Annotated in this window: 16 protein-coding genes, 4 pseudogenes, 1 riboswitch and 1 other annotated feature; of the genes and pseudogenes, 14 read left to right on the top strand and 6 right to left on the bottom strand. The window is 65.2% G+C overall.

Annotated features, from left to right (window positions below; all coding sequences use genetic code 11):
* Window positions 1–27 precede the first annotated feature (27 nt).
* From THIARS_RS11700 to istA, 3 genes and pseudogenes are all read right to left on the bottom strand, one after another.
* Window positions 28–951, bottom strand: a pseudogene (locus THIARS_RS11700) (acetamidase/formamidase family protein); the annotation flags it as partial.
* Window positions 952–983: 32 nt separating this feature from the next.
* Window positions 984–2209 (bottom strand): IS3 family transposase gene (locus THIARS_RS11695; protein ID WP_094159366.1). Its coding sequence is split into 2 segments (ribosomal slippage): window positions 984–1930 and window positions 1930–2209, totalling 1227 coding nucleotides; the frame shifts between segments, so codons are not numbered across the junction.
* Window positions 1815–1931, bottom strand: a sequence feature (AL1L pseudoknot). It overlaps the preceding gene by 117 nt.
* 51 nt (window positions 2210–2260) lie before the next feature.
* A pseudogene (gene istA, locus THIARS_RS11690) lies at window positions 2261–3397 on the bottom strand (IS21 family transposase); the annotation flags it as partial.
* 275 nt (window positions 3398–3672) lie between these two features.
* On the opposite strand from istA, the gene THIARS_RS11685 reads away from it, so the two are divergent.
* From THIARS_RS11685 to THIARS_RS11650, 8 genes are all read left to right on the top strand, one after another.
* Window positions 3673–4065, top strand: a complete 393-nt coding sequence (locus THIARS_RS11685; protein WP_245845901.1) for a RidA family protein — start codon at window positions 3673–3675, stop codon at window positions 4063–4065.
* Between the two features lie 243 nt (window positions 4066–4308).
* Window positions 4309–4409, top strand: a riboswitch (guanidine-I (ykkC/yxkD leader).
* A 60-nt stretch (window positions 4410–4469) separates the two neighbouring features.
* The gene (locus tag THIARS_RS11680) at window positions 4470–5477 is read left to right on the top strand and encodes an ABC transporter substrate-binding protein (RefSeq protein ID WP_094161088.1); all 1008 of its coding nucleotides are present in this window, start codon (window positions 4470–4472) and stop codon (window positions 5475–5477) included.
* 82 nt (window positions 5478–5559) lie between these two features.
* Window positions 5560–6570: a fatty acid desaturase family protein gene (locus THIARS_RS11675; protein ID WP_094161087.1), complete on the top strand. Its 1011-nt coding sequence runs from the start codon at window positions 5560–5562 to the stop codon at window positions 6568–6570.
* Window positions 6571–6575: 5 nt separating this feature from the next.
* Window positions 6576–7331: an SDR family NAD(P)-dependent oxidoreductase gene (locus tag THIARS_RS11670; protein ID WP_094161086.1), complete on the top strand. Its 756-nt coding sequence runs from the start codon at window positions 6576–6578 to the stop codon at window positions 7329–7331.
* A gap of 37 nt (window positions 7332–7368) precedes the next feature.
* Complete coding sequence (locus tag THIARS_RS11665) at window positions 7369–8136, top strand: creatininase (RefSeq protein ID WP_094161085.1); 768 nt, start codon at window positions 7369–7371, stop codon at window positions 8134–8136.
* A gap of 1 nt (window position 8137) precedes the next feature.
* On the top strand, window positions 8138–8809 hold the full coding sequence (locus tag THIARS_RS11660) for a cysteine hydrolase family protein (protein ID WP_094161084.1): 672 nt from the start codon (window positions 8138–8140) through the stop codon (window positions 8807–8809).
* Window positions 8806–9588 (top strand): N-acyl homoserine lactonase family protein, encoded by a 783-nt coding sequence (locus THIARS_RS11655; protein ID WP_094161083.1) that lies wholly within the window; start codon window positions 8806–8808, stop codon window positions 9586–9588. The genes THIARS_RS11660 and THIARS_RS11655 overlap by 4 nt, the downstream gene beginning before the upstream one ends.
* Complete coding sequence (locus THIARS_RS11650; protein WP_094161082.1) at window positions 9588–10277, top strand: hypothetical protein; 690 nt, start codon at window positions 9588–9590, stop codon at window positions 10275–10277. Before THIARS_RS11655 ends, THIARS_RS11650 begins: the two co-directional genes overlap by 1 nt.
* A 335-nt stretch (window positions 10278–10612) precedes the next feature.
* On the opposite strand, the gene THIARS_RS11640 is transcribed toward THIARS_RS11650, so the two are convergent.
* Complete coding sequence (locus tag THIARS_RS11640; protein ID WP_094161080.1) at window positions 10613–11755, bottom strand: DUF4124 domain-containing protein; 1143 nt, start codon at window positions 11753–11755, stop codon at window positions 10613–10615.
* A gap of 368 nt (window positions 11756–12123) precedes the next feature.
* Window positions 12124–12327: pseudogene (locus THIARS_RS11635) on the bottom strand (WecB/TagA/CpsF family glycosyltransferase); the annotation flags it as partial.
* 327 nt (window positions 12328–12654) lie between these two features.
* On the opposite strand from THIARS_RS11635, the gene THIARS_RS11630 reads away from it, so the two are divergent.
* Both THIARS_RS11630 and THIARS_RS11625 read left to right on the top strand, forming a co-directional pair.
* Window positions 12655–13422 carry a phytanoyl-CoA dioxygenase family protein gene (locus THIARS_RS11630; protein ID WP_186436668.1) on the top strand — a complete coding sequence of 256 codons (768 nt, stop codon included), beginning with the start codon at window positions 12655–12657 and terminating at the stop codon, window positions 13420–13422.
* Window positions 13423–13778: 356 nt separating this feature from the next.
* Window positions 13779–14102, top strand: a complete 324-nt coding sequence (locus THIARS_RS11625; protein ID WP_094161077.1) for a CzcE family metal-binding protein — start codon at window positions 13779–13781, stop codon at window positions 14100–14102.
* 500 nt (window positions 14103–14602) lie between these two features.
* Here THIARS_RS11625 and THIARS_RS11620 read toward each other — a convergent pair.
* Window positions 14603–14770 (bottom strand): annotated as a pseudogene (locus THIARS_RS11620) (helix-turn-helix transcriptional regulator); the annotation flags it as partial.
* A gap of 102 nt (window positions 14771–14872) precedes the next feature.
* On the opposite strand from THIARS_RS11620, the gene THIARS_RS11615 reads away from it, so the two are divergent.
* The 4 genes from THIARS_RS11615 (at window position 14873) to THIARS_RS11600 (ending at window position 19620) form a co-directional block, all read left to right on the top strand.
* The gene (locus THIARS_RS11615) at window positions 14873–15100 is read left to right on the top strand and encodes a DUF4224 domain-containing protein (protein WP_094161076.1); all 228 of its coding nucleotides are present in this window, start codon (window positions 14873–14875) and stop codon (window positions 15098–15100) included.
* A gap of 795 nt (window positions 15101–15895) precedes the next feature.
* A complete protein-coding gene (locus THIARS_RS19285; protein WP_222423069.1) occupies window positions 15896–16132 on the top strand; it encodes a site-specific integrase in 237 nt (78 codons plus the stop codon).
* Complete coding sequence (mutS, locus tag THIARS_RS11605) at window positions 16125–18734, top strand: DNA mismatch repair protein MutS (RefSeq protein ID WP_245845899.1); 2610 nt, start codon at window positions 16125–16127, stop codon at window positions 18732–18734. The genes THIARS_RS19285 and mutS overlap by 8 nt, the downstream gene beginning before the upstream one ends.
* 22 nt (window positions 18735–18756) lie before the next feature.
* Window positions 18757–19620 carry an alpha/beta fold hydrolase gene (locus THIARS_RS11600; protein ID WP_094161074.1) on the top strand — a complete coding sequence of 288 codons (864 nt, stop codon included), beginning with the start codon at window positions 18757–18759 and terminating at the stop codon, window positions 19618–19620.
* The last annotated feature ends 68 nt before the right edge of the window (window positions 19621–19688 follow it).

Genomic DNA, 19688 nt, shown 5'->3' with positions numbered 1-19688 from the left:
CCGCCGGCAAGCCCGCAACACGCGGCCTCAAACCTGGGAAACCCCGGCCCCGAACAAAGCCTTGCGAACGATGGCGTGAACGCCGACGTTGCCGTCGACCACCTGGGTGATGCCGAAATCCACGGCGACCGACATCAGCGAGATGGCCTCGTCCTCGCTCAGGCCCTGCGAGGTCATCAGGAACCGCCGTGTCTTGCGGAACGCGTCGCGCATGGCCAGATCGATGGAGGACTTCTCGTAAATCGCGCTGCAGGCCTTGTCGCCGAACTCGGTGAAATAGTCCGGATGGCTGAAGCCGTGCAGAACCCATTCGTCCGCGGTTTCCACCAGCGGGTAGTCGATGTCGGCATAGGGCTCGTTATGCAAGGTTTCGGCCTTGTGCAGCACGATCTGGAACACCCCGGTGAGCGAGCATTCGATGGCCGTGCCGCAAAGCTCCGAGTCGCCCTGCGAGGCGTGCGGGTCGCCCACCGACAGCAAGGCACCTTCGACGCCGACCGGCAGATAGACGCTCGCCCCCTTGCCCACCCGCCAGTTGTCGATGTTGCCGCCGAAATAGGCCGGCGGGATCGAGTCGACCATGCCGACCTCGCGCGGCGCCACCGCGATCACGCCGAAATGCGGGCGCACCGGGATCTTCACGTTCTTCAGCACGTCGTGGTTCTCGACGATGCTGCCGCGGTCGACAGGAATGCCCGGATAGTCGATGGTGGGATGCACCACTCCGCTGGGATCGCGCTGCGGCGTCCAGCGGTAGTTGTAGACCGCGTGCGCGCAGGCTCCGTGGCCGTGGCTGCAGTCGATCTCGTAGATCGTGACGACCTCGCGCGGCTTGGGCTCGGTGAGCAGCTCGCTGTAATGAAAGCCCCACCAGGTGGCGGCGTTGCTGCCGAAAACGCGGCCCGCGAACTTCGCGTTCGCCGAAAGCCGGGGAAGCACGTCGATGAACCGCCCCGGGTTTCGTGGAGGCTAGTTGGTTTAAGTCATGCCGGAATGGCGTGTTGACTGGCTTGTTGGCGCCAGTAGTTTGCCTCAGCTTCTGCCGGAGGGATACCCCCAATCGGTTTGAGCAGTCGGGTGTGGTTGAACCAGTGCACCCATTGCAGGGTGGCCAGTTCGACGGCTTCCCTGGTTTTCCAGGGTCCGCGGCGGTGAATCAATTCGGCCTTATACAGCCCGTTGATGGTCTCGGCCAGGGCGTTGTCATAGGAGTCTCCTTTGCTGCCCACGGAGGGCTGGATGCCTGCCTGCGCCAAGCGTTCGGTGTACTTGACGCTGACGTATTGCACGCCTCTGTCCGAATGGTGGACCAAGGCATGGGCAGCGGGCCGACGCGCGTACAAAGCCTGCTCCAGCGCGTCCATCACGAAATCGGTCTGCATGGATGTGCTCACGCGCCAGCCCACGATGCGTCGGGCAAACACGTCGATGACGAACGCCACGTACAGCCAGCCCTGCCAGGTGCTCACATAGGTGAAGTCCGACACCCAGAGCTGGTTGGGTCGCTCGGCTTTGAACACCCGGTTGACGTGGTCCTGCGGACACGGCGTGCAAGTGTCGGGGACCGTGGTTCGCACCTTCTTGCTCCGCCGCGCACCCTGCAGCCCCAGGCGTTTCATCAGCCGCTCGACCGTGCAGCGCGCCACCCGGTTGCCCTCGCGGTTCATCTGCAACCAAACCTTGTCAGCTCCATACACCTGCCAGTTGGCGTGCCACACACGCTGGATGTCGGCAGCCAGCGCATCGTCGCGCTGAGCACGGGCGCTGCGCAACTCGGGGTTGCGATGACGCGCGGCATGGCGCCAGTAACACGACGGGGCCATCTGCAGCACTTTGCAGATGGGCTCGACCCCGTGCATGGGGCGGTGCTGGTCGATGAATCGCTTCAACTCTTCAAACGGCGGTCGAGCTCCGCCTGGGCGAAAAAAGCACTCGCCGCTTTGAGGATGTCATTGGCCCGGCGCAATTCCTTGTTCTCGCGCTCGAGTTGTTTGAGGCGTTCACGCTCGCTGCTCGTCAGGCCGTCGCGCTGGCCTGTATCGACTTCCTCGCGCTTGACCCACTCCAGCAGCGTCTGTGGCACGCAGCCAATCTTGGGGGCCATGGATTCGACTGCGGCCCACAGCGAGGGGTACTCGCCTCGGTGCTCCTGCACCATGCGTACCGCGCGCTCGCGCACTTCGGGGGAAAACTTGTTCGTCTTGTTCATGGCTCCATCTTCTCAAAGGTTGGAGCCTCCTCAAAACCCGGGGCGGTTCATCCAGTCGTAGAGCGTCTGATCCCGCTCGAAGCTGCGCGCCAGGCGCACCTGTCGCCCGTCAGGCCCGACCACCAGCAGACCATCGGCATAGGCCCGCAAGCTGACCACCGCGTGGATCCATTCGCACGGCACGCTATAGCGGTTGCGCTGGAAGTGGATCAGCGAAGTGGCAGAGACCCGAACCGGCTGCTCCACATAGCCATCAAACGCTCGGGGGTTGGGCATGAGGCGAACCCGTTCGTCCTGCCAGACATCGGCCACCGTGAGCTGCGTCCATTCAGGGTGGCTCATCTCGGCCCAGGCCTTCACACAGGCCTGCTGCAACCAGTCGTTGAACTCGCCAAGCGATCCCCAGCGCCGTTCACTGGCCTCGCGCCAGATGTCCTTGCGCCGATCCTGAACGTTCTTCTCGACGACCCCCTTCTCCCAGCCGGCGGCCCGGCTGCAGAACTCCGGCTCGAACAGATAGTGCCCGGTCATGGCCTCAAAGCGCGCGTTGACGCTGCGCTGCTTGCCCTGGCCGACCTTGTCCACCGCCGTCTTCATGTTGTCGTAGATGCCCCGCCGGGGCACGCCACCGAAGAGAGCGAACGCGCGCGCGTGCGCATCGAACAGCATCTCGTGCGCCTGGCTGTAGTACGCCACCAGGCAGAAGGCACGACTGGCCGCCAGCTTGGTGTGTGCCACCTCCAGGCGGCGACGCAGCCCACCGATGAAGAGGTACTCGCAGCTCCAGTCGAACTGGAACGCCTCGCCCAACTCGAAGCTCAGCGGTATAAACCCCGCGCCGCGTGCCGCGTTGCCTTGCTCTTGCTGCCAGCGCTGGGCAAATGTGTACACCGGCCCCCGGCTGCCGCTGTAGCCCTGCGCCCGCAGCGCTTCAAACATCGCCTTGATCCCGCGCCGATCGCGTTTGCTGCGATGGCTATCGGCTTTGAGCCACTGGCTCAACTGCTCCTTGTACGGATCCAGGATGCTGGGACCTGACACCCGTTGAGGGTATCTGGGCTCGGTCATCTGACCATCTTTGAGCCACTTGGTGGCTGTGTTGCGCGAGATGCCCAGCCTGCGGCTGGCCTCGCGCACCGACACGTCCTGCCTCAGCACGAGGCGGCGCAACTTGCTCAATGTGCTCACGTTGATCACTCCTGCTCCCCTGTGCTGAAAAACTCAGCACGATAGAGCGGCAACGTGGCTCAGATTTCAACGTGAACGCGTCCCCAAATGGCCCAGTTTTGGAAATGAATCAACACGCAGCCTGGCCGAACGCCTTGTGCGGCGCACCTCTGGAAGGCTCATCGCAGATCGCCCGAACCGCAACGGGCGACTCTTGTGCCGCTGCAACATGGCTCCTTATGATCCGGCGACACCGAGCCGTCCGGCCGGCATTGCCTTGAACCTGGACCTTCCCCATGCCACCTGTCTTTCACATGATCCCCGGCGCGCCCGACCCGGTCGCGCCTTTCAGCCATGCCGTCGAAACCGATGGCTGGGTCTTCCTCACGGGGCAGATGCCGTTCAGCGGCACCACGCTGGATTCGGCCTACCCCGAGGGCATCGAGGCGCAGACGCACCAGGTCATGAAGAATCTCGCCACGGTGCTCGAAGGCTGCGGGCTGACGCTGGCGCATGTGGTGTCGGTGCGCGTGTTCCTGCTGTATTTCGACGCCGACTACGACGCGATGAACCGCGTGTACGCCAGCTACTTTCCCGCCGGGAGGCGGCCGGCGCGGACCTGCGTCGGCGTGTCGGGGCTGGCCAAGGGCGCGCGGATCGAGATCGACATGGTGGCGCGGCGGGACTGATCTGGGCGCGACAAATCACACGCGGCCCGGCATGGCGCGGTGCGGTGCCCTATGTCCCAAACTGGTGCCTTTTGCACCAAGACTTTTGCACCAAGACACGACCGTGCTGCCGCCCCAGCGCCCCTCGCGCCAGCGTGGGGCCGAGCCAAGACCCCAGGGCCTGTGGCGCCGCCCCAGGCACGCTCCTTGCATAGTTGGAGCTGCACGGAATTGGTGGTTGATCGCCAATTGTTGTTTTGCGTTTGACAGGGCAGCTAGGGTTCCGGCTTCTTCGCGAAGCGTCTGGTCCGAGAGCCGCCCGGCCTCCCCTGGAGGCTCCACGGAGGGATAAAAGCCCGGGAGAAAAGCGTCGTCACCGCTTTCTTCCGTGCCCGTTCTCAACCCTCACATCCGGAGCCTCAACCATGCCGTTCGCCCGCAGAGTCGCCTTGCGCACCCTCGCAAGCCTTGCCGCCTTCGCCTCCCTCACCGTGTCGGGCGTGCAAGTCGCCCAGGCCGAGTCCACCATGAACATCGGCACCGTGGTCTGGATCGGCTACGGTCCGTTCTACGTCGCCGCGGCGAAGGGTTTCTTCAAGAAATACGGCCTCGACGCCAAGCTGCAGAACTTCAACGATCCGGCGCTGATCCCCTCGGCCATCGCCAGCAAGGCCGTCGACGGCGGCATGCTCACCTATGACCAGGTCATCGGCTCCGACGCCAAGGGCTTGCATCTCCAGGTGGTGATGCCGATCGACTACTCCAACGGCGCCGACGCCATCGTCGCCAAGACGGACATCACCAAGATCAGCCAGTTCAAGGGCCAGAAGATCGGCTACAACCCGCTGTCGCCTTCGGACTTCCTGCTGTCCTACGCGCTGTTGAAGAACGGCATGGGCGAAAAGGACATCCAGTCCATCAGCATGACCCCCGAGCAGGTGCCCGCGGCCATGGCCTCGGGCGGCATCCCGATCGGCGTGACCTATGAACCCAGCCTGTCGCAGATCGTCGCCATGGGCGGCGGCAAGAAATTCCACGTCGTGTTCTCGTCCAAGGACGCCCCGGGCCTGATCACCGACGTGCTGGTGTTCAACAAGGCCTACATCGCCGCGCATCCGAAAGAGGTCAAGGCCACCATCCAGGCCTATCTGGAAGGTTTGGCCTACATGAAGTCCGACCCGGACGATGCCGATGCCATCATCGGCAAAGCCATGGGCATCTCGGCCAAGGACGTGAAGGACCAGATGTCGGGCGTGTTCAACATTCCGCTGGCCGGCATGGTGAAGACCTTCACCAAGTCCACCGCGACCACCTCGCTCTACGGCAGCGGCCCGGTGATCGGCAAGGTGCTGATGGGCAAGAAGCAGATCAGCAGCGTTCCCCCCATCGCCGAAACCTTCGATGCCAAGTTCGTGATGGAGCTCGCCAAATAACGAGAAAGCGTTGCCTCGGTGGCGCGTGAGGCGGCTCGGCCGCTGCTGCGCGCCACGCCGGGAGCCAAGCTCGGAGACCACCATGGCCAGCACCCTGTTCCGCTACGACGACGGCGCCGTTCCCAACATCCTTGCCCTGGGCCACATGGCCGCGGGCTATCTCGCGGGCGTGGGCCTGCTGGTCGCGCAGGCGTGGTGGCTCAACGCCCTGGGCGTGCTGCTGCTCGCGCATGCGTTGACCTATTCCGCCTATTTCCTGCACGAATTCGCGCATGGCGCGATCTTCAAATCCAACGCCGCCAACCAGCGCGGCGGCACGGTGATGAGCTGGATCAACGGCAGCTGCTACGCACCCTTCGCCGACCTGCGGCGCAAGCACATGCGCCACCACATCGACCGCGCCGACGTCATCACCTTCGATTACAAGCGCTTCCTGCGCGAGGCCCCAGCGTGGGTGCGCGCGCTGGTGCTGGCGCTGGAGTGGGCCTACATCCCGGCGGTCGAATTCATCATGCGCGCCTACGTGATGCTGCTGCCCTTCATCGCCCCGGAACGCGCGGCGGGGCGCAGGCGCATCCTGGCCGTGCTGGCCGTGCGCCTGGCGTTCTTCGCCGCGCTGGCTTGGGTTTCGCCCAAGGCGGTGCTGCTGTATTTCGTCGCCTACCTGTTGTTCGTCACCGTGCTGCGTTTCGCCGACGCCTACCAGCACACCTACGACGCCTTCGCCGTGCTCACCGGCGGCAGCATTCCCAACGACAAGGTGCGCGATCACGACTACGAGCAGCACAACACCTATTCCAATCTGGTTTCGCTGGGGCACCCCTGGCTCAACCTGCTGCTGCTGAACTTCAGCTACCACAACGCCCACCACGAAAAACCGACGGTGCCCTGGTACCGCCTTCCCACGCTGCACCGCGAGTTGTATGCGGACGACGGCACCCAGGTTCTGCCCATGGCCGGCCTGCTGCGCGGCTTTCACCGCCACCGCGTGCAGCGCGTGCTCAGCGACGACTACGGCGTGGTCACGACCGGCGCGGACAAGGCCCAGGATTTCTACGGCGCGGTGGGCGTGTCCTTCCTCACGGCGGTCTGAAGCGCATGCGCGACGACGATTTCTCGGGCAGAACCGCGCTGGTGACCGGCGCCACCACCGGCATCGGCCGCGCCATCGCCGTGGCCATGGCCGAGGCGGGCGCGACGGTCATCGTCAACCATCTCGGTCGCGCCGAATTGGCGGATGAAACCGTGGCGCTGATCGCCGCTGCGGGTGGATCGGCCTGGGCGGTGGAGGCCGACGTGTCGCAGGGCGCCGCGGTGCGCGGCATGATGGACGCCTGCCTGCAACGCCACGGCGTTGTCGACATCCTGGTCAACAACGCCGGCATCCTGCTTGAAAAACCCTTTCTGGACATGCGCGAGTCGGAATGGGATCACGTCCTGGCCACCGACCTCAAGTCCGTGTTCCTGTGCTGCCAGGCTGCCCTGCCCGCCATGCTGCGCCGCGGCGGCGGCTGCATCATCAACGTGGCGTCGGAACTCGGCTACCTCGGCCGCGCCGGGTTCACCGCCTACACGGCGGCCAAGGCCGGGGTCATCACCCTCACACGCTCGCTGGCGCGCGAGTTCGCGCCGACGGTGCGCATCAACGCCATCGCGCCTGGGCCGGTGGACACCCCCATGCTGGCGCTGGACCAGATGAGCGCGGCCTGGGCGGCGAAGGAAGCCGACGTGCCGATGGGCCGCGTGGGGCGACCCGAGGAAATCGCCGCCACCGCCGTGTTCCTCGCCTCCCCGCACGCCAGCTATTACTGCGGCCAGACCCTCAGCCCCAACGGCGGGGCGCTGATGGCCTGAACGCGACGGCGCAACACGACCAAGAAAGGACGATGGCATGAACCCCGTGATGATGGACCGCATGAGCTGGATCGCCTACCGCGACCGCATCGCCGAAGACAGCCCGGTGGTGTTCCTGCCCTGCGGCGCGCTCGAACAACACGGCCCGCACCTGCCGCTAGGCACCGACGCGCTGCTCGCCACCGCGGTGTCGGCCGGCGTCGCCGCGCGCATCGACGGCATCGTCGCGCCCGCGCTGAGCTATGGCTACAAGTCGCAGCCCAAATGCGGCGGCGGCCAGCACTTCCCCGGCACCACCAGCCTGGATGCGTCCAGCCTGATCCAGATCACCCGCGACGTCATCCGCGAACTGGCCCGCCACGGCGTGCGCAAGCTGGTGGTGGTGGTCGGGCACTACGAGAACCAGTGGTTCGTCACCGAAGGCATCGACCTGGCGCTGCGCGAACTCGGCCCAGCCTGCCCGCTGCGGGTCATGCGCCTGGAATACTGGGACTTCCTCACCGAGCAGACCCTGGCGCGCGTGTTCCCAGACGGCTTCCCCGGATTCGCGCTGGAGCACGCCGCCGTCATCGAAACCTCGCTGATGCTGCACCACCACCCCGAACTGGTGCGCATGGACCTGCTGCCGGACGACGGACCCGCGCATTTCCCGCCCTACGACACCTATCCGCCGCGCCCGCAATGGGTGCCGCCGTCGGGCGTACTGTCGTCCGCGCGCGGCGCCGACGCGGCCAAGGGCGCGACCATGTCGCAGGAACTGACCGAACGCCTGGTCGCCGCCATCCGCGGCGAGTTCGCCGACTGAGATGTCCGATCTCGCGCCCATGCCGCTTGGCCGCGACACCGCGCTGCTGGTCATCGACATGCAGCGCGACTTTCTCGACCCGCGCGGCTACGCCGCCCACGCCGGGCTGAACACTGCCCTGCTGCGCGCGGCCATCCCTGGCGCGCAGCGCCTGCTGCACGCCGCGCGGCGCCGGGGTCTGCTCGTCATCCATACCCGCGAAGGCCACTGCGCCGACCTTTCCGACTGCCCGTCCACCAAGCAACAACGCGCCGCCCGCGCCGGCGCCCCCATCGGCACGCCCGGCCCGCTGGGCCGGCTGCTGGTGCGCGGCGAACATGGCCACGGCATCGTCGATGAACTCGCCCCCCGGGCCGACGAACCCGTGGTGGACAAACCCGGTTACAGCGCGTTTCACCAAACCGATCTGCAGCAGATCCTCGCCGCGCAGGGAATCCACGAACTGGTGCTGTGCGGCGTGACCACCGAGGTTTGCGTGCACTCGACGTTGCGCGCCGCGACGGACCTCGGCTACCGCTGCCGCCTCGCCGGCGACGCCTGCGCCTCGGCTTTCCCCGCCTTGCACCAGGCCGCGCTGGACATGGTGACGGTGGAAGGCGGCATCTTCGGCAGCGTGCATACCAGCGCGGAGCTCGCCGGGGCCATCGACACCCTGCCCCAGGAATCCCCATGACCCAGGTTTTGCGCATGTGGCCGCTGCTCACCGCCACGCACCGCTACGACAAGTCCATCTCCACCCGCCATCGCGGGCAAGGCGAAATCATCGAAGCCCCCATCCTGGCCTACCTCATCGAGACCACGCAGGGACGCATCCTCTACGACGTCGGCTGCGACTACGGCAAGATCGTCGACCCCACGCAGCGCGCGCGCCACTACGACCCGCAGACCTTCGCCTTCGGCGCCCCCGACATGCGCGAGGACCAGCGCCTGCCCAGCCATCTGGCGCGCCTCGGTCTGAGCCCGGCGGACATCGACGTGGTCTTCCTCGGCCATCTGCACTTCGACCACGCCGGCGGCCTGTGCGAGGTGTGCGGCGCCGAGGTGCACGTGCAGCACGACGAAATGCAAGCCGCGCGCAGCGGGCTGGACCCCGCCTATTTCGCCGACGACTTCGCCGGTGATCACCGCTGGAAAACCATGCGCGGCGAATACGATCTTCTTCCCGGCGTGCGCGCCATCTCCAGCCCGGGGCACACCGCCGGCCATATGTCGCTATGGGTCGAACTGCCACGCGGCGCCCCCGTGATCCTCTGCGGCGACGCCGCCGATCTGGAGGAAAACCTGCGCGACGAAGTCGCCCCCGGCATCTGCTGGCAGGACCGCGAGGACCAGGCCATCGCCAGCATCCGCAAACTCAAGGCCCTGGCCGCACGCGAGCAGGCCATGCTGTGGCCCAATCACGATCTGGCGTTCTGGAAAAGCCTGCGCCACTTCCCCGAATTCCACGACTGATGTCGTACACCGTCCCTCCGCACTACCAGGGCCTGTGGCGCCGCACCCTGCTGACCGCGCCGGGTCTGCGCGACGACACCACCCTCGTGCTGTGGATGCAGACCGCGCAGTGGCACGCCGACCTGCGCATTCCGGCCGATCGGCCGCCATGCGAGGGACGTAGATCCGTGCACGATTGCAGCCACGACGAACTGCTCGGCCTGCTGCGCCAGGAGGGCTTCGCCGGCATTACCCAGGTGCAGGGGGACACGTGCGAATGGCTGCGCCAACTCGACTACCATCCCAGCGGCCGGCGCGACCTGGGCTGCATGGCCTTCGCGTCCACCTTGGACGCCATCGACGAATACGGCGTCGAGGCGGATTACGCCGAGCGCTGGGAACGCGAGCCGGCCAGCGATCAGACGGGTTGGGTTGCCCGAAGTCGCAGTGCGGAAGGCCCAGTACTCTGGCTGCGCTCAGGCAGGCGTTTCATGCTGATCCGACCTCGCGCAATGGACGCCACGCAAAGCCGGGAGCTCTGGGCGAGTCTGGCCACTGGCCGGGCAACCGTTGAGGAATTGAGGCGGCTCGCCGACTTCGAGATCTCCTATGGAGTGATCGCAGAGGACGACGGCCGCATCCTGCATAGCACCCTGCCGTGGCGCGAGAGGCAAACCATCGCGCTGCCCGAAGCGTGGGCTTTCGACTAAACGCGCTTGCTGCCCCTGGTCGACGAACGCCTCGCAGCAGGTCAGCACATGCGTGTCTCCTAACGGTTCGTGGACGGTGGTCGCGCAATCTTCAAGCATCCTCCGTAGGCTGCAGCAATTGCAGGAGGATGCAAACCCCATCCCATGCAAGCAATCTTGGTCAGCGCCACAAGGACCATATCTGCGGCGAGCAAGCCCCCCAGAGCAGAGCTGAGCCGCCAGGCGCTCGGACTGATCCAGGCCAGGATGACCAAGGCAAGCGGCAACAGCACGGCGCTGTCGCCCAGATTGGTCGCCGGAACCCAAAGGCGCTCACCGGCCATGGGGCAAGGCGCTCAGGGTTTGGCGTAATTGTTGGGCATCACCTGCAGCTTGTTCCAGGGAAAATTCTGCAGAACCTGATAGGACGGCAGGCCGCCGAACAACGCAGGATAGGGGTCGGTCATTCCAGCGGGCTTGTAGCTGGCAGGGTTGACCATACGCAGTGATAGTGCGCCGGCCTTGTCCCAGACCACGAAGCCGTAGGTCTGCGCCGCCTTGGCGATCATGCGGCCGACCGGAGTGAGGTTCAGCGCGTCAACGTTCACACTCGGGTCCAGCCGCAAACGCGTGCCTTCGGGAATCAGGTTCGGTACGTTGGTCGGGTTATGGCCATCCGAGCGGGTGGCTGGCCAAGAGAAAATGTTCCAGTTCTCCACGTTGACGAGCGAGATGCCCATGGCGTGGTTGATCGACCCACCGGCCAGATCCTCGGCCGAGATCTCGCCGCCGATGAAGGGCAGCCCGGTTGCGGTGGTCCCGTAAGGGTTGGGGAAGGCCCCGATGTTCTGATCCGTGTTCTGCAGCCGCCCGCCCCAGCAGGCCTGCCACTGACCGTTGACCTGGCGTGTAACCCAGAATTCCCACAGCGTGTGCGTGCTGAGGTCGTAGATGGACATTTCGCTGTCGGTTCCTCCCGCAGGCGTCGCACCCGCCGGAATCGGTACCCCTTGCCACTGCGCCACCAGGTTCGGATCGGTCCAACCCTTATTCTGGCAATCCCAGAATCCGACGTTCACCCGTTTGCTGACCGGATAGACAGGCGTGCCATTGACCCAAGTCACCGAGGACGAGCCACCGACGGTCTGGACGAAGTAGATCGGGCTGGCGTAATTGGTGGTGTTGAGGTTGACGTTGCCGTAGTAGGTCTGGACCTGACTCACCAGGTTCTGGACGTAGGCTGCCGAATTGGGATTCAGTGGCGCATTGGCCGGAATGGGTTGATACCAAAAACTCTGCGGTGAGAACACACGGTAGAGTGATGACGCCGGAGCTGCCGCTGCTGGAGTTCCGCTGCCAGCGCTCGCCGCGCTCGTTACGGTGGCGGCGTAAGCATCGTTGCCGCTTAGGGCAGCGGCAGTCGTGTTGGTGCCACCCCCGCCACAAGAACTCGTAGCTGATACCAGAAAAAAAACAGAAACACGCAAGAAATGGCGCATGAGAAATCCTTGGAGACGCGCACTGAATAGCTGTCTCGCCAAATCGGTCAACGCGATCATCGACCTAAGTGCGTCAACAGGGCGAGTTGGAACAGAAACTCAGAAGTATCGAATCGTACGAGTAGGAATGATCATGCTTGGGTAGGTAGATGATGGATTTCTTCTAGGAAATTTCCTACATCATTTGGCAAATATCCAGGAAATTTCTCGACAATTACACAAATTCGACATGTCTGGCGTAGACGTCCCCCAACGAATCGCCCGGACGTACCGCACGATCAGCCCGAGAGTGGACCTTGGGTCAAGGCCATGCGACTCCGCATGCGTCGCCACATGACACGGGCGAGGAATTGTGGGTTACCCAGTACCTACCGCCTGAACAGGCGGCGCGGCTCCATCATCAGACCGTAAGCTCCCCCAGCCTGCGCACAAGCCATGGCGCCCGCAGCATCGAGCCGGAAAAAATCGAACAAGGCTCCGACGCCAGGGCGCACCGTGGCGCCCAATTCATCGCCATGCTTGTGGATGAACTGCTCCTGCCGGGGCACGCCCATGGCCACGAAAACCAATCGCGCCTGCGACTGCGCTCATGCCGCAAGACAGCGTCCGTCTGTGCGGCAGAGAAGTATCCGTCCTGAACATAGGTCACACCTTCAGACCTGTGTGCGCAGCGATCATGTCGCGCGCGCAGTCCTGCACAACGCCTGGCTTGCGCCGATGAACGCCAGCGCTGCTTCGCACAATACCCGTGCTGACCGCACCAAGTTTGATACGCTAAGACAGCGAACCAGACACGAAGATCTTCTAAACCCCACATGAAAAGGCCGCCGCTTGGTCCAGTTATTGCGACGCATCACGCTCGCACCCCGAGACGCAAAGCCGACCCAAACAGAAATCTCATGAGGATTACCGTGCCTACGTCATTACCTCTACCGACCAGCGATGACCGAACGGCCTGGAAGCAGCTTGGCTATCTCGCCGTGCCTGGTCTTTTTCGCCGGGAGGCGATCGCGGAAGTTGAGCGTCTTCTTGATGCGTTATTGATGGAAAAAATCGCGTCAGGCCCCGACGATTGGACTCAGCTGCGGGACGATGATCGTGCGACGTCGGTCGAAATCCTCGGAACCGCGCAGCTTGAACCTCGCCTCATGGCAAGCGAAGTCTTCCAGCTGTGTGAGATTTATGCCGCCAATCTCCTTGGCATGCCGATGGAATTCGTTTTCGACCACGTCATTCGCAAGACTGCAGGCATCGGCGCGGGCACGCGCTGGCACCAGGACACCTATTACGAAAAGGGAGAGCCCTACCGCAACACCCACCGCGTCCATTTCTGGATTCCAATGGCTGACGTGCCACTCATGGGTGGCGCCATGCGTTACATCCCGGGGACCCATGGCGGCAAGAATTTCGAGCACCAGATCATTCCTGGCAAGGCCGACACCCACTACGTCATGGCTACCGGCTTCGATGAATCGGCCGCGATGGACGTGCCCATCGCCTGCGGTGGTGCCATCCTCCACCATCCGCGGCTTCTGCATGGCAGCGGTCCGAACACCTCCGATCAGCAACGCACCGCATGGATCCTGCAATTTGCCACACCACGAACTTTGACGCAAAAGCTGCGCTACAGGTCGAAAGGTTGGATCAAAGCGATATCACGTGCTTGAGCGTCGAGTCAGCTTGAGCCGCTTCGGTCTGTAGATCAGCCGTGTTGACACGCCTCCTCGCCTGGTAGCGCGCTCTTGACGGTTCTGCGCATGACGATGAACTGCGCATGCTGGTCATCCGGTTAGCTCCCGACACCGCGCTGACGCGCAATGCGTCGCGCCCCCACAAAATCAAGGGGCGTAGCGCGTTTTGCAGCCTTCGGCAAACCATTGCATGCATACCCATGACAGCATCCGGCGCAATACTCCCCTAAGTTTGATTTAAGGCACCAGGCGAACACTGCATTCGTCCGCGATGCTTTCGATACCGCGGTGTTCAGCAACCGGGGCCTGGCCCCACTTTCCTGGAGTTGATCATGAACAAATTCTCAGCCCTTCTCGCCATTGCCGGCTTCGCCACTGCCGTGAGCGCGCAAGCCGCCATACCCGCTCGGCTACTTGGCACCCCGGTGCCCGATTCCGTCGCCAGCCGCGTCGTCACGATCACCCCGAACACCGACTCCATCAACGCGAAATGGGGTCACAGCATCGAGTTCAAGGATCACGGCAAAAGCTTCGCCTACGAGTTCGACGGCCCGCATGCCGATGACGCCCGCGTCAATCTCGAGCGCCTAGCCCCTGCCGGCATGATCAACCATCCCGTGTATGCCTACGTGGCAGGTTCCCCGGTCAATGGGTAAGTCATTGAGTCTCTGCACCGAGCGATGGCCGGCCACGACCATCGCCATGCTGACCGGATCCGCTAAGGTGCCATTCCAGCCGCCCAGTGTGGGAAGCCGTCGGGTATCGGGCCGGCATACACCCCAAGTTTGGCCCACTGCATTCTGATACAACCAAGTCGGTAAGTAGGGTAAGTAGCGCTCACAGTCAACCCGCCGCCACCCTTCATCAGCAAGTTGGCAGCGCCGTGCCCGGCGCCGCGCGATGCGAACTTCCCGACGGAAAACTCCACGCGGCACGACCTGGGATTACCAAATGCATACTTCCGTGACCCACTTGCCTAACACAATGACTCAGGTTCGGAGTTTCGAGACAGGTCCTTCGCTCCATCTCATTTGGGACCCGACCACCAGGGTCACTTCCATTCATCCAAACCAGAGTTGGCAGGATCGCGCTGCCTTGTCGGCCATGACGACGTGCCCGTAGGCGTCTCGACCTCGGCATCAACCACCCAATGCCCGCTGCTGGCCAGCGCTGCAGCCGCGGCACGGGTTTCCACACCAAGCTTTTTGAATACATGCTCAAGGTGCTTATTCACAGTGCGCGGGCTCATGCCAAGGATGTCGCCGATATCGCGGTTAGTCTTCCCCTTGGAAAGCCAGGACAGCACCTCCGTTTCCCGTGGCGTCGTAAGTGGGCATCGGGCAGGCTGGGGGCTTTGAAAGTAGGGGGCTGACTGTGGTGTAGGTCGCACCCGCGGTGGTGCTCCCTTTCGACACGTTTCAGCAGCATGTCAACCCTACCGCTACTGTCGCGCGAAGACCTGTGCGCCCTCACAGGGCTGAAGCGCCCGGACGCCATCGCGCGCTGGCTGAAGTCGCAGGGCATCCCGCACATCGTCGCGCGTGACGCGTGGCCTCGCGTGCACGCCGTTGTCATCGAGTCGCTGCTTGGCGCCAACGGCGCGGCCGTGGCCAAGGCGCTCCGGCCCAAGAAAGAACCGACTCTCCACCTATGATGCGAGCTATGGCAAAACCCCGAAAAAAGCAGTCGATGCTGCCCCCGTGCATGTATCTCAAGCATGGGGCGTACTGGTACGTGAAAGGCAACAAGTGGACACGCCTTAGCGACGACCTGCACAAAGCCCTCGTGATGCACGCCGACCTGGTCGCCTCCAGGACAAAAACGAGCGGATCTGGGAGGATGATCGAGCTCATCAATGCGGCGATGCCTCACGCATCCTGCACGGCAAGTCTGCGAACACGGTCGAGCAGTACACGATCGTCAAGAACAAGCTGCTCGAGGTGTTCCGCGATGCGGACCCTCGCGACATCACGCCCGCGCACATCAAGCAGGCTCAGATCGCTTGGGCGAAAACCCCCAATATGTGTAACCGCAGAATCGCGGTGCTTTGCCAGATTTTCGAATACGGACTACCTCATGGCTACGTCGACTCGAACCCTTGCGTGGGCATTCCCCGGCTGGCCGAGGCGAGGCGTGGCAGGTACGTGTCGGACGCAGAGTACCGAGCGATCTGGGAGTGCGGTAGCCCCGATCTGCGGGTCATGCTCGACCTGATGTATCTCACCGGCCAGCGCATCGAGGACGTGCTGTCGATGACGCACGCAGACGTGTCCGATGAAGGTGTGTTCGTGCAGCAAGACAAGACCGACAAGAAGGTCCTGATCGCGATGACTCCCGACCTTCGCGAGGCGCTGGACGCGGCTGCAGCGCTGCCTCGAAAGATACGTGGGGAGACGATCCTGTGCACCGTGCGCGGGGGAAAAAGTACGCCTACAAGACGGCGTACGACATGTACAAGCTGGCGGCTGAAAAAGCCGGAGTCAATGACACGACGCCGCACGACATCCGCGCCAAATGCCTCACGGACGCCAAGAAGCAGGGGCTGGACCCACAGGCGCTCGGCGGCCACAGCACGATGGCGATGACCCTGCGGTACCTGCGACAGTTCGAGACTACAGTGGCCCAGCCGCCTCAGCGTATTAGACAAACTCCGAAAATATTAGACAATTTATCATCAAATGCCTGAAAACCCAAGCACTTTCGAACACACTCCCATGATGCAGCAGTACCTGCGCATCAAGGCCGAGCACCCGGACGTGCTGGTGCTCTACCGCATGGGCGATTTCTACGAGTTGTTCTACGCCGACGCCGAGAAGGCGGCGCGGCTGCTCGACCTCACGCTCACGCGGCGCGGCCAGTCGGCCGGGCAGCCCATCGTCATGGCGGGAGTGCCGGTGCAGGCGCTGGACACTTATCTGGCCAAGCTGGTGCGCCTGGGCGAGTCGGTGGCGATTTGCGAGCAAGTCGGGGACCCGGCCACCAGCAAGGGGCCGGTGGAACGGCGGGTGGAGCGCATCGTCACCCCCGGCACGCGCCTCGACGACGGGCTGCTCGACGACAAGACCGATTGCGCCCTGCTGGCCATCGCACCGCCAGCATCCAAACGCGAGCCCAGGCTCGGACTCGCGTGGCTGGTGCTGGCCAGCGGCGCGCTGCGCGTGGCCGAATGCACGCCGGACGCGTTGGACACCTGGATCGCGCGCATCCAGCCCGCCGAGGTGCTGTGGCCGCAAGACCAGGCCGTGCCCGATGGATTGCAGGGCCTGCCGCTGTGTCCACGCGCGCCCTGGCAGTTCGACCCAGCCGCGGGCAGCGACAAGCTGTGCCGCCAATTGGGCGTGCAGGCGCTCGATGCCTTCGGCGCCCAGGGCTTGGCGCGCGCCCATGCCGCCGCTGGCGCGCTGCTGAGCTACGCCGAGCAGACGCAGGGACGCCTGCTCGGCCATGTCACCCAATTGCAGGTGGAGCAGTCCGACGACACGCTGCTGCTCGACGCGGCGGCGCGGCGCAACCTGGAACTCACGCAGACCCTGCGCGGCGAGCCGGCGCCCACGCTCATCTCGCTGCTCGACGTGTGCCAGGGCGCGGCCGGCAGCCGCCTGCTGCGCCAATGGCTGGCCGCGCCGCCGCGCGCCCAGGCCGTGGCGCGCCAGCGCCATGCGGCCATTGCCGCGTTGCTGCGTGGCCCCTGGCAAGCGCTGCGCGACGCGCTGCGCGGCCTGGCGGACCTGGAGCGCATCGCCTCGCGTCTGGCGCTGCAGCAGGTGCGCCCGCGCGAGTTGGCCGCGGCGCGCGACACGCTGCGCAAGCTGCCGGAGATCATCGCCCAGGCCGGCGCCTTCGACGACCCGCTGCTGGCCGCGCAGCGCGCGTTGCTGGAGCTTCCCTCCGCGCCGCTCGATCTGCTGCAGGCGGCGCTGGCGGACCCGCCCGCGCTGAATATCCGCGACGGCGGGGTGATCGCCACCGGCTTCGACGCCGAGCTCGACGAGCTGCGCGCCATCGGCCAGGACTGCAGCGCTTTCCTGCTCGAGATGGAGGCGCGCGAGCGCGCGCGCACCGGCATCGCCAACCTGCGCGTGCTCTACAACCGGGTGCACGGCTTCGCCATCGAGGTCACCCATGGACAGGCCGACAAGGTGCCGGCAGACTACCGCCGCCGCCAGACCCTGAAGGGCTCGGAGCGCTACATCACCCCGGAACTGAAGGCCTTCGAGGACAAGGCGCTGTCGGCGCAGGATCGCGGCCTGGCGCGCGAGCGCGTCCTGTATGCCCAGTTGATCGCGGATCTGCAGCCGGCCGTGGCGCACTGGCAGCGCGCCGCGCGGGCATTGGCCACGCTGGACGTGCTGACCGCGTTGGCCGAGCGGGCGCAGACCTGGAACTGGGTCTGCCCGGAGCTCTCGCCGCTGCCAGGCATCGACATCCGCGCCGGGCGCCACCCGGTGGTGCAGGCCCAGGTGGAACGCTTCGTGCCCAACGACTGCGTGCTGTTGCCGTCCTCGCGCACGCAGATCATCACCGGCCCGAATATGGGCGGCAAGTCCACCTATATGCGGCAGACGGCCATCATCGCGCTGCTGGCGTACATGGGCAGCTTCGTGCCGGCGCGGTTGGCGCGCATCGGCCCGCTCGACGCCATCCACACCCGCATCGGCGCAGCCGACGACGTGGCCGGCGGACGCTCCACCTTCATGGTGGAAATGACCGAGGCCGCCGCCATCCTGCGCGGCGCCACGGCGCAAAGCCTGGTGCTGATGGACGAGGTCGGCCGCGGCACCTCGACCTTCGACGGCCTGGCGCTGGCGCTGGCGATTGCCGCGCACCTGCACGAGCGCTGCCGCGCCTACACGCTGTTCGCCACGCATTACTTCGAGCTCACCGACTTTCCCGCGCACCACGCCGACAGCGTGAACCTGCACGTCAGCGCGGCCGAGCACGGCGACGGCATCGTGTTCCTGCACGAGGTCCAGTCGGGCCCGGCCAGCCGCAGCTACGGCGTGCAGGTGGCGCAGCTGGCCGGCATGCCGCAGGCCGTGATCCGCGACGCGCGCAAGCGCCTAGAGACTTTGCAGCAAGCACAGGCCGCGCAGTTGTCCCAGCTCGACCTGTTCGCGCTGGCCGCCGACTCCGGCCCCGCGGCGAACGGCCATGCCGCGGAGTCCATCGCGCCCGACCCGCTGCGCGAACGGCTCGCCGACATCGATCCCGACGCCCTCAGTCCGCGCCAGGCGCTGGACCTGCTCTACGAACTGCGGCGTTCGGCGCGCGGCGAGCTGGACGGCTGACAGCCTCCCATCCGGACCTTCGATGCAGGCTGACACGACGCCCTCGCCTGAAGCGCAGAGTCAGACCCTCGGGCATGACGCCCCAGGCAAGCCCCTGCTCGTCTTCGCCCATGCCAACGGTTTTCCCGCCGGCAGCTACCGCAAGCTGTTCGAACTGCTCGGCGCCGCGTTCGAGGTCGCCGCGCCCGAGCGCTTCGGCCATGATCCCCAGCATCCGGTGGGAGACGGCTGGCTCGCGCTGCGGCGCGAGCTGCTGCAGTTCGTGCAGGAACGCGGCCAAGGCCGGCCCGTCATCCTGGTGGGGCATTCCCTCGGTGGCTACCTCGGCCTGATGGTGGCCCGTCACGCGCCCCGTGCCATACGCTGCGTGATCCTGCTCGATTCCCCCGTGGTGGCCGGCTGGCGGGCCACGGTACTGTGGCTGGGCAAGCGCAGCGGACTGGCCAGCCGCCTGCCGCCCGCCGCCCCGGCCTGGCGGCGCCGCACCACATGGGACGACGTGGAAGCCGTGCGCGCGCATTTCGCGGCGAAAGCGCCTTTCGCCCGCTGGGACCCGGACATGCTCGCCGATTACGCCCGCTGCGGCACGCGCGAGCAAGGCGGCAAGCGCGTGCTCGCCTTCGACCGCGAGGTCGAAGCGCGCATCTACCAGACGCTGCCGCACCGCATGGGCCGCATCGCCCGCCCGCCCTTTCCGGTGCCGGTGGGGTTCATCGGCGGCACCGAATCGCGGGAAATCCGCCAGGCCGGCATGGCCGCCACGCACAGGCTGGTCGGCCCGCACCTGCAGTGGATCCAGGGAGGCAGCCACCTCTACCCCTTCGAGCAGCCGCAAGCCACGGCAGCGGCCATCGGCGCCATGGTGCGCGGGCTTGTCCCGGGCTGAAATCGCCAGGCCCGGCGCCGGACGTTCGGGCGTCACGATCGGATTCCTATAATGCGCGTTTACCGGCC

Origin of the sequence: Thiomonas delicata (assembly GCF_900088825.1) — a bacterium.
GTDB lineage: Bacteria > Pseudomonadota > Gammaproteobacteria > Burkholderiales > Burkholderiaceae_C > Thiomonas_A > Thiomonas_A delicata.
Note: the sequence above shows the minus strand (reverse complement) of the source record. Positions and strands in the feature narration are given on the sequence as shown.

Coding starts and splice junctions, on each gene's coding strand:
- THIARS_RS11685 (WP_245845901.1), top strand. CDS start 3,673: ATGCCACCTGTCTTTCACATGATCCCCGGCGCGCCCGACCCGGTCGCG.
- THIARS_RS11680 (WP_094161088.1), top strand. CDS start 4,470: ATGCCGTTCGCCCGCAGAGTCGCCTTGCGCACCCTCGCAAGCCTTGCC.
- THIARS_RS11675 (WP_094161087.1), top strand. CDS start 5,560: ATGGCCAGCACCCTGTTCCGCTACGACGACGGCGCCGTTCCCAACATC.
- THIARS_RS11670 (WP_094161086.1), top strand. CDS start 6,576: ATGCGCGACGACGATTTCTCGGGCAGAACCGCGCTGGTGACCGGCGCC.
- THIARS_RS11665 (WP_094161085.1), top strand. CDS start 7,369: ATGAACCCCGTGATGATGGACCGCATGAGCTGGATCGCCTACCGCGAC.
- THIARS_RS11660 (WP_094161084.1), top strand. CDS start 8,138: ATGTCCGATCTCGCGCCCATGCCGCTTGGCCGCGACACCGCGCTGCTG.
- THIARS_RS11655 (WP_094161083.1), top strand. CDS start 8,806: ATGACCCAGGTTTTGCGCATGTGGCCGCTGCTCACCGCCACGCACCGC.
- THIARS_RS11650 (WP_094161082.1), top strand. CDS start 9,588: ATGTCGTACACCGTCCCTCCGCACTACCAGGGCCTGTGGCGCCGCACC.
- THIARS_RS11640 (WP_094161080.1), bottom strand. CDS start 11,755: ATGCGCCATTTCTTGCGTGTTTCTGTTTTTTTTCTGGTATCAGCTACG.
- THIARS_RS11630 (WP_186436668.1), top strand. CDS start 12,655: ATGAGGATTACCGTGCCTACGTCATTACCTCTACCGACCAGCGATGAC.
- THIARS_RS11625 (WP_094161077.1), top strand. CDS start 13,779: ATGAACAAATTCTCAGCCCTTCTCGCCATTGCCGGCTTCGCCACTGCC.
- THIARS_RS11615 (WP_094161076.1), top strand. CDS start 14,873: ATGTCAACCCTACCGCTACTGTCGCGCGAAGACCTGTGCGCCCTCACA.
- THIARS_RS19285 (WP_222423069.1), top strand. CDS start 15,896: ATGTACAAGCTGGCGGCTGAAAAAGCCGGAGTCAATGACACGACGCCG.
- mutS (WP_245845899.1), top strand. CDS start 16,125: ATGCCTGAAAACCCAAGCACTTTCGAACACACTCCCATGATGCAGCAG.
- THIARS_RS11600 (WP_094161074.1), top strand. CDS start 18,757: ATGCAGGCTGACACGACGCCCTCGCCTGAAGCGCAGAGTCAGACCCTC.